9 protein-coding genes are annotated in these 10,717 nt (G+C 43.8%); 4 read left to right on the top strand and 5 right to left on the bottom strand.

The window, feature by feature from the left end:
• Positions 1-335: 335 nt before the first annotated feature.
• Positions 336-2,657, top strand: a complete 2,322-nt coding sequence (locus VF500_RS29915; RefSeq protein WP_330863163.1) for a TIM-barrel domain-containing protein — start codon at positions 336-338, stop codon at positions 2,655-2,657.
• A gap of 164 nt (positions 2,658-2,821) precedes the next feature.
• On the opposite strand, the gene VF500_RS29910 is transcribed toward VF500_RS29915, so the two are convergent.
• The 4 genes from VF500_RS29910 to VF500_RS29895 all read right to left on the bottom strand — a co-directional run bounded on the left by VF500_RS29910 (position 2,822) and on the right by VF500_RS29895 (position 7,952).
• Complete coding sequence (locus VF500_RS29910) at positions 2,822-3,592, bottom strand: TerC family protein (protein WP_330863162.1); 771 nt, start codon at positions 3,590-3,592, stop codon at positions 2,822-2,824.
• A gap of 90 nt (positions 3,593-3,682) precedes the next feature.
• Positions 3,683-5,518: a glutamine--fructose-6-phosphate transaminase (isomerizing) gene (glmS, locus tag VF500_RS29905; protein ID WP_330863161.1), complete on the bottom strand. Its 1,836-nt coding sequence runs from the start codon at positions 5,516-5,518 to the stop codon at positions 3,683-3,685.
• Between the two features lie 190 nt (positions 5,519-5,708).
• Positions 5,709-7,061, bottom strand: coding sequence for a DUF4270 domain-containing protein (locus VF500_RS29900; protein WP_330863160.1), 1,353 nt, complete (start codon positions 7,059-7,061; stop codon positions 5,709-5,711).
• 66 nt (positions 7,062-7,127) lie between these two features.
• Positions 7,128-7,952: a glycogen/starch synthase gene (locus tag VF500_RS29895; protein ID WP_330863159.1), complete on the bottom strand. Its 825-nt coding sequence runs from the start codon at positions 7,950-7,952 to the stop codon at positions 7,128-7,130.
• Positions 7,953-8,105: 153 nt separating this feature from the next.
• On the opposite strand from VF500_RS29895, the gene panC reads away from it, so the two are divergent.
• The 3 genes from panC to VF500_RS29880 all read left to right on the top strand — a co-directional run bounded on the left by panC (position 8,106) and on the right by VF500_RS29880 (position 10,458).
• Complete coding sequence (panC, locus tag VF500_RS29890) at positions 8,106-8,936, top strand: pantoate--beta-alanine ligase (protein WP_330863158.1); 831 nt, start codon at positions 8,106-8,108, stop codon at positions 8,934-8,936.
• A 169-nt stretch (positions 8,937-9,105) separates the two neighbouring features.
• A complete protein-coding gene (gene panD / locus VF500_RS29885) occupies positions 9,106-9,456 on the top strand; it encodes an aspartate 1-decarboxylase (protein WP_110587810.1) in 351 nt (116 codons plus the stop codon).
• Positions 9,457-9,486: 30 nt separating this feature from the next.
• Complete coding sequence (locus VF500_RS29880) at positions 9,487-10,458, top strand: TonB family protein (protein WP_330863157.1); 972 nt, start codon at positions 9,487-9,489, stop codon at positions 10,456-10,458.
• 2 nt (positions 10,459-10,460) lie between these two features.
• Here the strand turns inward: VF500_RS29880 and VF500_RS29875 are convergent.
• The coding region (locus VF500_RS29875) for a hypothetical protein (protein WP_330863156.1) at positions 10,461-10,717 on the bottom strand (257 nt) is incomplete at its 5' end.

Raw genomic sequence — 10,717 nt, 5'->3', positions numbered from 1 at the left:
ATCTTACTTATACAGTTAACAAGAGATGGTCAACCACCCACCATTCACCGCTCTACACTCCACTTATCGCAGCGGATAGCCCGGGCCGCAGGCAACGCACTCATCAGAAATCCCCCTCTTTAGCGTTCACATGTTTCTACTATAAATTGCTCAAAAAAGATTATTCCATTTAAAAAAAGTACGCTATATTCACTGTGTCTAATTAGGTGTTGATCTAACACTCAAAATAAACCAAATCAGTGATACTCATGACGTTTAAACAATTATCTCACAAAGGCGCAAAAATAAAGCAATCGATTGCGTTGGCTCTTTTGCTCATAACTTGTATGCCTGCTATGGCAGCTGTCAAATCTTTTAAGAAAGCCGTCGACGGCGTTACTTTTACGCTCGACAAAGGTTTGATGAAAATCCTCATTCGCAAGGACGATCTCATCGAAGTTAAATACACCATCTTTGATGCTTTTGAAACCAAACCCTCATTAGTGGTTAATAACAAATGGCTGCAGCATTCGGTTTACCAGGTTGCAGATAGTAAAGCTGAAGTGGTTATTACTACGGCAAAGTTGAAAGTAAGGGTTAATAAAGCTACTAACGCAATCACCTATACCGATTTGAAAGGTAATGTGATCACTGCCGAAGATAGCGACAATAAATCCCTTACTGCGGCTACTATCGCTGGGATCAGCACTTACAACGTTACTACGCAGTTTACATCTCCAAAGGATGAGGCTTTGTTTGGACTGGGCTGTCATCCGCTGGATTCTATGTCCATCAATTATAAAGGCCGTAACCAGGACCTTGCCATTAAATATCTTACTGGCGCTATCCCTGTTCTATTATCAACAAAAGGCTATGGTTTAATGTGGGATAACTACTCGGCCAGTAATTTTTATGGCGCCGAAGCCGACAATACCAAATTCAAATACGTATCTGAAAGCGGTAAGCAGGTTGACTATTTCTTTTTCTATGGCCCCGGCTTTGATCATATCATTGATCTGTACCGTACTGCCACCGGTAAAGCGCCGATGTTTGGTAAATGGGCTTATGGCTTGTTTCAATCACAAGACAGGTACTTGAGCGAGGATGAGATCCTTACTGTAAAAGATAATTATCGCAATAACCACATTCCGGTTGACGTGATTGTGCAGGATTGGTATTACTGGGACCCATTGCCAATAGGTTCGCATGTAATGAAACCAGAGCGATATCCACACCCGCAACAATTGGTCGATGCCTTACATCGGGCAAACATCCATGCCATGATCTCCATTTGGCCGGTGTTTGGTAAAGGCACACCTAACTATGATGCCCTGGACAAAATGGGCGGCTTAACCGATATCACCTGGGACAACGTGGTTACCCATACCTTTGATACTTATTATGATGCCCATAACCCTAAGGCCCGCGAACTTTACTGGGACCAGGCCCGCGATAGCCTTATCAAGCGTTACGGCTGGGATGCCTGGTGGATTGATCAGTGCGAGCCGGATAACGGAGCCTTGCTGGATGTCCGTCGCCAAAGTAATTTTTCAATAGGTAAGGGTATTGACTATTTTAATACTTATTCATTACAGCATACTAAAGGTGTATACGAAGGCTGGCGCAGGGATATCCCGGGTAAGCGTGCCTTCTTTTTGGTAAGGCAGTCGTTTGCGGGTGAGCAACGCAATGCCTCTACATTATGGTCGAGCGATATTGAGTGTACCTTTCATGATTTTAAAGACCAGGTGCCGCAGGGAATCAACGCCTGTACATCGGGTATCCCTTATTGGACATCAGATATTGGTGGCTATCACTATCACTGGAAGCCTGCCGATTGGTCGCAGCCTGACAAAAGAGAGCTGTTTACGCGCTGGTTCCAGTTTGGTACGTTTTGCCCTATCTTCCGGATCCACGGAAAAGGCGAGCGTGCTATTTTTAGCAAAAACTGGGATGAAAATACAAGGTCGATCCTGCTTAATTTCGATAAGCTCCGTTACCGTTTGATGCCTTATATTTACTCATTAGCGGGCCGCGTAACTAACGATAACTACACCATTATGCGTTCACTGGCTTTTGATTATCGCGGCGATGCTAATGTTTACGGTATCCCTGATCAATACATGTTTGGCCCCGCTTTTATGGTTAACCCGGTTACCGAACAACTGTATACATCATCAGATGCCGACAGGAAAGCTAAAGCGCGCCAGGTTTACCTGCCTGCCGCCAGCAAATGGTACAACTTTTGGACAGGCGAACTGCTTGACGGCGGCCAAACCATCAGTGCTGCAGCACCTATCGAAATATTACCACTATATGTAAAAGCAGGTTCAATTATACCAATGGGCCCTGATGTTGAATATGCTACCGAAAAGCCAAACAGCAACATCGAACTCCGTATTTATCCCGGCGCCGATGCTTCATTTAAGTTTTATGAAGATGAGAATGATAACTATAACTACGAAAAAGGGCAGTCGGCTACGTTTACGTTAAACTGGAATGATAAAACACATAAGCTTACTATCTCGGATACCAAAGGCCATTTCCCGGGTCAGTTAAAGAGCCGCACGTTTAATGTGGTACTGGTTAAAGGTGCACATGGTTCGGATGTAGCTTTGACCGCTAAGGCGGATAAGGTGGTTAAGTACAGCGGGAAGGCGGTAGCGGTAGCCCTTTAGTGGTCATTTGAACCATTAGGTCATTAGCTTAATGTATTGGCCAACAATTTATAAACCGTCATTGCGAGGTACGAAGCAATCCCCTATAAGCAGAGCCGCTCTGTATAGTTCGCGATTGCTTCGTTCCTCGCAATGACGTTTTTTTTATAGCTTACGTTGAATAATTACTTCTTGTTCTCCTCTTTCTTACCCTTATTCGCTTTCATTTTTAAATTCAGCATCTCTACCAGAACGGAAAATGCCATAGCGAAATAGATATACCCTTTAGGGATATGCTGTTCAAAAGCTTCGGCTAAAAGCGAAACGCCTATCAATAATAAAAACGATAACGCCAGCATTTTTACTGTCGGGTGTTTGTTTACAAATGAGGCTACCCCGTTTGATGCCCACATCATAATGCCTACGGCAATAACTACAGCAAGGATCATGATCTCTACATGGCTTGCCATCCCTACTGCAGTGATCACTGAATCGAGCGAGAAAACGATATCCAGCAGCATGATCTGGATTATGGTGCCCCAAAATGAATGCTTCTTTACTGAGCTTTCCGATTCGTCCTCTCCTTCAATCTTATGATGGATCTCGGCGGTGCTTTTGTAGATCAGGAACAGACCGCCGACGATCAGGATCAGATCGCGGCCGGAAATAGCCAGTTTTTCCACCCACTCGGCATCGGTAATACTGAAAATGGAACTCAGGTTAAACAGCGGGGCTGTAAGCGTCATTACCCAACTGATGGATAACAGCAATAGGATGCGGGTGATCATGGCCATGCCCAGGCCAATCCGCCTGCCTTTGCTTTGCTGGCTGGCCGGGAGTTTGTCGGATAGGATGGAGATAAATACGATATTATCGATGCCCAAAACGATCTCTAAAAGTGTAAGTGTGACCAGGGAGATCCAGGACTCGGCCTGGGTAAAGATTTCAAAACTCATAGGTGCGCAGGTATTTGTTTCTTCCCAAAAATAACAAAACCCCTGCCGTTAAGGGCAGGGGCTTGCAAAAATTAGGTTTATAACAGATTTTTATTCAACTGTGACTGATTTTGCCAGATTGCGGGGTTGATCCACATTACAGCCACGCATTACGGCTATGTGATAAGCCAGCAATTGCAGTGGGATGGTTGCCACGAGTGGTACAAATGCCTCGTTGGTTTGCGGGATCTCTATCACATAATCGGCCATGCCTTTTACTTCGGTGTCGCCTTCGGTAACAATAGCAATTACGTGGCCTTTACGGGCTTTTACTTCCTGGATATTGCTGATCACTTTTTCGTACGATGAATGTTTAGTGGCGATGAACACTACCGGCATGTCATCATCAATTAAGGCGATAGGGCCGTGTTTCATTTCGGCAGCCGGATAGCCTTCGGCATGGATGTAAGAGATCTCCTTGAGCTTTAAAGCGCCTTCCAGTGCCACAGGGAACGAACTCCCCCTGCCCAGGAACAGGCAATTGGTTGAATCTTTGAATTTAGCTGCAATCTCTTTGATATGATCGTTAGATTTCAGGGCCTCCTGCACCAGGTTCGGGATCTCATTTAAGCCGGTTAAATACTCAACCATTTTGCTTTGGGTAATTTTACCACGCTGCTGGGCTATGTAAAATGCTATCAGCGTTAATACACTTACCTGGGCGGTGAAGGCCTTGGTTGAGGCAACACCAATCTCCGGCCCGGCGTGGGTATAAACACCAGCATGTGTTAAACGCGGAATAGACGCACCAACCACATTACAAATACCGAAAATAGTTGCCCCTTTTTCCTTCGCCAGTTCAATAGCAGCCATGGTATCGGCAGTTTCGCCCGATTGGGAAATGGCTATCACCAGGTCTTTTTCGGTGATGATAGGGTTGCGGTACCTGAACTCAGAGGCATATTCTACCTCTACCGGTACGCGGGCATATTCTTCAATTAAATATTCGCCTACCAAACCTGCATGCCATGAGGTGCCGCAGGCCACAATAATGATCCTGTCGACATTTTTAAGCTTCTCGGTGTATTCCTTAATGCCGCCAAGCTGAACTTTGCCCTGTTGAGGGTAAATACGGCCACGCAGGCAACCGCGGATGGAACGGGGCTGCTCATAGATCTCTTTCATCATAAAGTGATCGTAGCCGCCTTTCTCCAGCATTTCCAGTTTTAAATCGAGTTCCTGGATATATGGGGTTTGTACCGAGTTATCGATATTTTTTACCAGCAGGTTTTCACGGTGCACATAGGCAATTTCATTATCGTTAAGATAGATAACGTTTTTGGTGTACTCCACAATAGGCGTAGCGTCTGAAGCTATGAAATACTCGCCTTTGCCTACACCAATTACCATTGGGCTGCCTTTGCGGGCAGCAATAAGCAGATCGGGCTCATCGGCACTCATGATCACAATGGCATATGCACCTATCACCTTATTCAAAGCTACGCGCACGGCGTCTTTCAAATCCAGACTGGTTTCCCTTTGGATATCTTCGATCAGATGTATTAAAACTTCGGTATCGGTATCGCTTTTAAAAACGTGGCCTTTTGCTATGAGGGTTTCTTTGATCACCCCATAGTTTTCAATAATGCCGTTATGGATAATAGTGAGCTTCCTGTCACCCGATGAGTGCGGGTGCGAGTTACGGTCGCTTGGTTCGCCATGGGTTGCCCAGCGGGTATGTCCCATACCAATTGTCCCCTTCAGGTCAATATCTTTCACAAACTTTTCAAGGTCCTCCACCTTACCGGCCTTTTTATAAACTTTAAGGTCCTGGTCAAGCAGGGCAACACCGGCGCTGTCATAGCCCCGGTATTCGAGCCTATGCAGCCCTTTTATAACGATGGGATAAGCATCCCTGAATCCTATATAACCAACAATTCCGCACATATAATAATCAAGTATAAATGTTAAACGCCGCAAAATAAACAGCTATATAACACATATCAGCAATAATTATTTTGATTTTTTACGAAAAAGGTGAAGTTTTAAAATACTTAAAAAAGTATTTTAAGAAGTGTATTTGTCTTAAACAAAAAAATCCCCTAAGCGGGGATTCTTTTGTTTATTAAGAGATATCTTACTTGCGGATCTTAGTATAGATGATATTCATGCGGATGCTGTAACCCGGTGTACTTTTGTCACTGCCCACAATAACTGTGCGGGCGGCTGTTTGTGTTGACGGGGCCACATCAATGCCTGTTGTGGTATTAACCAAGGTAGTATCAACAGGGGCAATATAAGTACCATAATCAACTGTTTTTTTACGGATCAGGTCCTGTACAAAAGCAGTAACCAGGAAATGGTATTCTTTTGTAGTGCGGTTGTAACGGCCGCCAAACAAACTTGTTTGTGAGCGCGGATCACTTGCATTGGCATCCTGTATCAGTGTTCTTTGTTTAGCTATATCCAGCTTATACATGGTTAGCTTAGGCAATGGTGCATAAGGCACACCTGAACCTGCACGTGGTGTTATTACAATTTCGGCACGGTTTAATACTACTGATGAATCAACAAGTTTTTCAAGTCCCGGGAAACTGAGTTTGGCCCTTAAGCCGGCAAGTCCCTGTAAGTACACCGTATTTTGCGATGTAGTGGTATTATTCAGGGCAGCCTGGATAGTAGTGCTATAAGTACGCGTAACTTCGGCAGCCCGGTTAAAGAATGGCAGGGTTACCGATGCCGTATCAATGGTACTCGTTGTGGTACTGGTGGCAGCTGTAACAACCTTGTAAAATACATCAAGTTGAGATGAGCCAAGGTTGAGCTGTATAATGCCGCCTGCACTGCTGGCCTGTTCCTTTTCTAACGAAAGGTACAAGCCTTTTACAGCGCTTTGAAAGCTTGTTGGCGATGCAAGTATGCTTCCGCTGGCATTAAACAGGTTGTTGTAAATAAAAGCTTTGCTGAGTGGTATACGCAACTGAGGGGCTACCCGCTGAACGGTATCCAATGTGTCGGTACGGATACGGGTAATGGTAATACTGTCATGCGTACGGGCTGTGAAAGTTTTAGAGCCAAGTAAGGCGCTCAAATCCGCATCCCAGTGGTTGTTGGTGTAGTAGGTTTTGCTTTCTATCTTTTTTTGAAGCTGGTAAACGTTTACTTTATAACGTGAAGCCAGCGAATCACCATAAAAGCCGTCGGCATACTTAAGTACCAATACGGCAGAGTCAATTGTCAGGGTACCTGCCGGAACGGTATATGCAGCACCATTTGGCAGGTTAAGGCCAATAGCAACAACGCTTTTTGTTGTACCGAATACAGGGTCGGTAAAGTTAGCAAGCGGTGTCCTGGTCATGCCGGATGTAGCTGCAGTATCGTCAAGAACAGTGTTAATAACAATATTGGTATCAACTATCAGGCTTCCATTGATCTCGTTTTGATCATTGATGCCCAAACCAATACCATCCTGGCGTTTACAACTGTTCAAAATAAAAAGACTTATTAACAGGGTCAATAAGTCTAATCGGAAAAATTTCATATATAATATTAAGTCTTATGCAACATGCACCAATTCGTCGTTGGTAATTTCGTCGTAAAAATTGTAATAATTTTCGAAATCTGCGGTAGAATCAAAGTCTAAAACCGATTTATTGCTGTTTTTAACATTATTTAACACATCAGCATCGATATCAGGGCTGCCTAAAACAATACCGTCTGAGTAATGAATTGCACCAGCATACAGTGCCGAATTGGTGCCTCCTTTGTAAGGCTCAACATGCTGCTCGTTCATATTGCTCATGATGGCTTTTGTAGCAAAATTATCATGCATTTTCTCTTTAAAATCATTTTCATAAATTGAGTAAATGATTTTTGAGTGCTTGAATGTAGGATCGTCTTTGTAGGTTGTTTTCAGATAAGCAGGTACAAGCGCGCTCATCCAGCCGTGGCAATGGATCACATCCGGAGCCCAGCCTAATTTTTTAACAGTTTCCAATGCACCTTTGCAAAAGAAGATCATACGCTCGTCATTGTCGGCATAAAATTTACCTTCTTTGTCTGCAAACACATGTTTACGCTGAAAATATTCTTCATTATCCAAAAAATACACCTGCATACGCGCCGCCGGGATAGATGCTACTTTGATGATCAGCGGGTTATCATTATCGTCGATAATAATATTCATACCTGATAACCGGATCACTTCATGAAGTCTGTTCCTGCGCTCATTGATGTTGCCGAAACGCGGCATAAGGATACGGATCTCGTAACCTTTCTCCTGCATAGCCTGCGGAAGTTGGCGTGTTATTTCAGCAATTTTTGTGAGTTCAAGGAAAGGGGACATTTCATGAGTTATAAACAAAAGCTTAGATTTACCCATCACTAAATCAGTATTTAAAATGTAAAGAAGTCAAAAAATTTGAGTTTGCAAATATAACTAATATTATATAAACTGCCAACGAATTATGCAAGTAACTTTTGGTTATTTTTAAGCAATTGTACACCTTTGCCAAATTTTGTAACACCTATTACGTTGAAAATATTCAGCATTAAAAATGAGATGACCGATTATTTTAACCGTAAGCCGGTAAAAGTAATTGGCTTTGTACCAACCATGGGCGCACTGCATAAAGGGCACCTGGGTTTAATTGAACTGGCTAAGCAGCAAAGCACCCAGGTTGTTTGCAGTATTTTTGTGAACCCTACCCAGTTTAATGACCCTAAGGACCTGGAAAAATACCCCCGCCCCATAACCGATGATATCCGCCGCCTTGAGGAAGTTAACTGCGATATTTTGTTTAATCCGCAGGTTACCGAGATGTATGCTGATAATGAGAAATGGCATTTTGACATGGGCGATCTGGAACATTTGCTGGAAGGAAAATTCAGGCCCGGGCATTACCAGGGGGTTACACAGGTGGTAAATAAGCTGTTCAATATTGTAAAGCCTGATATCGCTTTTTTTGGCCAGAAAGATTATCAGCAGGTTATGGTGATCAGCAAAATGGTAGAGTCATTGAATATGCCTGTTAAGCTGGTGATGTGCCCTATCGAGCGTGAGCCCGACGGCCTGGCCATGAGCTCAAGAAACATTCACCTTACGCCGTATGACAGGGAACATTCTCTCATTCTGTCCAAAACGCTTAACTGGGTTAATGAAAACTTCGATATTAACCAAATTGATGCCCTGCAGCAGCAGGCTGCTCAAATGATCAGCAATGAGCCTGGCGTTGAACTGGAGTATTTTGAAATAGCCGATGGCAAAACTTTGCATCCCGCTACCCAGGCATCAGAGTCCATTGTTGCCCTGGTTGCTGCCCGGGTAGGTAAAACAAGATTGATTGATAATGTGTTGATTTCTTAGTTGATAGTCGATTGTCCATAGACGATGGCCGATAATTCGATGGTATAAACACTTGATATACTGTTGGCTATTGGTAATTGACTATGGTCGATTTTTGAGGAAAAATCTTTTACAATCTATGGACTATCGACTATGGACTATCGACTAAATTTATTCCTAACTTTGCGCCATGATAATTGAAATATTAAAGTCCAAAATTCACCGGGTTAAGGTAACGCAGGCGGAGTTGAATTATGTGGGCAGTATCACTATTGATGAAGACCTGATTGAGGCTGCAAATATCATCCCCAACGAAAAGGTTCAGATAGTGAACAACAATAACGGTGCTCGCTTTGAAACCTATGTTATCAAAGGCGAACGCGGAACAGGTACTGTATGCCTTAACGGCGCTACGGCCCGCCTGGCACAGGTAGGCGATATCGTGATCATCATGTCGTACGCGTACATGGAGACTGAAGAGGCCCGCAATTACGAACCTATTTTGATATTCCCCGATTCAGATAACAAACTGATTAAGTAAATTAGCGGAGTCTTGTCGCAATTTATTTAAATGAAACCTCTTTTTACCTTAGCCTTTTTTGTTTGTGCTGCGCAGGTGGCTTCTGCCCAGCGCCAAAATGTTTATTTCCTGAAGAACAACGGGAAATACGTTGATGTACGCGATAGTGCCGATTATGTCAGGGTAGTACGGGAGCCGGATTCGGCCTCAACACTTTATAATGTTTTTGAGTTTTACATTAACGGCAGCAAAAAGCTAATGGGGAAATCAATTAAGATCAACCCGCCGCAGTACCAGGGGATGTGTGTAGCGTATTTTCCCAGTGGTAAAAGAAAATCGTTAATTAACTATAAAAATGGAGTGAAGGCCGGTGAGGATATGGAATTTTATCCCAACGGAAGGCTCTATACTGAATTTTCTTATCCTGAAGACAATAAAGATCGTACCCTGGATAGATCGGGGGGCTACCTGATCAAAGCAAATAACGATTCATTAGGAATTGCACTGGTAACCGATGGTAATGGTTACTACAAAGGGTATAATGACGAGTTTACCTATGTTGAAGAAGAGGGCCCGGTAAAAGAAGGCAAGCGTGACGGGCAGTGGAAGGGGAATTTTCAGAATATCAATACCACATTTATCGAAACCTATAATAACGGACTGCTTGTAAGCGGTACTGCGACGACAAAAGATGGTAAGGTTAACACATATACACAGTCGCGCTGGGTTGCGCCGCAATTTAAAGGCGGGCTTGAACGATTTGGCCGTTTTCTCTCTAACAATATCAAATATCCGGATGATGCACGGCGCGATGGCACAGAAGGGACGGTGATCCTTACTTTTGTTGTTGAAAGGGATGGAACACTTACTGATATCAAAGTAAGCAGATCGGTTGCACCAATTATTGATGAGGAAGCAATTCGTGTACTTGGCAATTCGCCTAAATGGGTTCCGGGTACACAATTCGGCCTTCCGGTAAGGGTTCAATATAGCGTGCCTGTCTCATTTGCACTATCACGCTAAGCTTAATTAGCAGGATTCGATCCTATCCCCAACGATACTTTCAGGCTTGCATCTGTTGCCGCGGCTTTACGCAGGCGGTAAACCATCCGTATGCGTACGCTGGGCTGGCGTACCAGTTCGTCTAAAAAATGGGAGTTGTCAAGGTCGAGTGTGATGCTGTTGCCAGAGTTTGGCGAAATATCTTTCCTGATGGCTACCATTACTTCCTCGCTGCCGTCGCTTTTACCCATATATACCCTTAGTGAAGAGATATTACCAA

The sequence above is a fragment of the Mucilaginibacter sp. genome, assembly GCF_036383575.1.
Taxonomy (GTDB): Bacteria; Bacteroidota; Bacteroidia; order Sphingobacteriales; family Sphingobacteriaceae; genus Mucilaginibacter.
Note: the sequence above shows the minus strand (reverse complement) of the source record. Positions and strands in the feature narration are given on the sequence as shown.

Coding starts and splice junctions, on each gene's coding strand:
- VF500_RS29915 (WP_330863163.1), top strand. CDS start 336: ATGGCAGCTGTCAAATCTTTTAAGAAAGCCGTCGACGGCGTTACTTTT.
- VF500_RS29910 (WP_330863162.1), bottom strand. CDS start 3,592: ATGAGTTTTGAAATCTTTACCCAGGCCGAGTCCTGGATCTCCCTGGTC.
- glmS (WP_330863161.1), bottom strand. CDS start 5,518: ATGTGCGGAATTGTTGGTTATATAGGATTCAGGGATGCTTATCCCATC.
- VF500_RS29895 (WP_330863159.1), bottom strand. CDS start 7,952: ATGGGTAAATCTAAGCTTTTGTTTATAACTCATGAAATGTCCCCTTTC.
- panD (WP_110587810.1), top strand. CDS start 9,106: ATGATAATTGAAATATTAAAGTCCAAAATTCACCGGGTTAAGGTAACG.
- VF500_RS29880 (WP_330863157.1), top strand. CDS start 9,487: ATGAAACCTCTTTTTACCTTAGCCTTTTTTGTTTGTGCTGCGCAGGTG.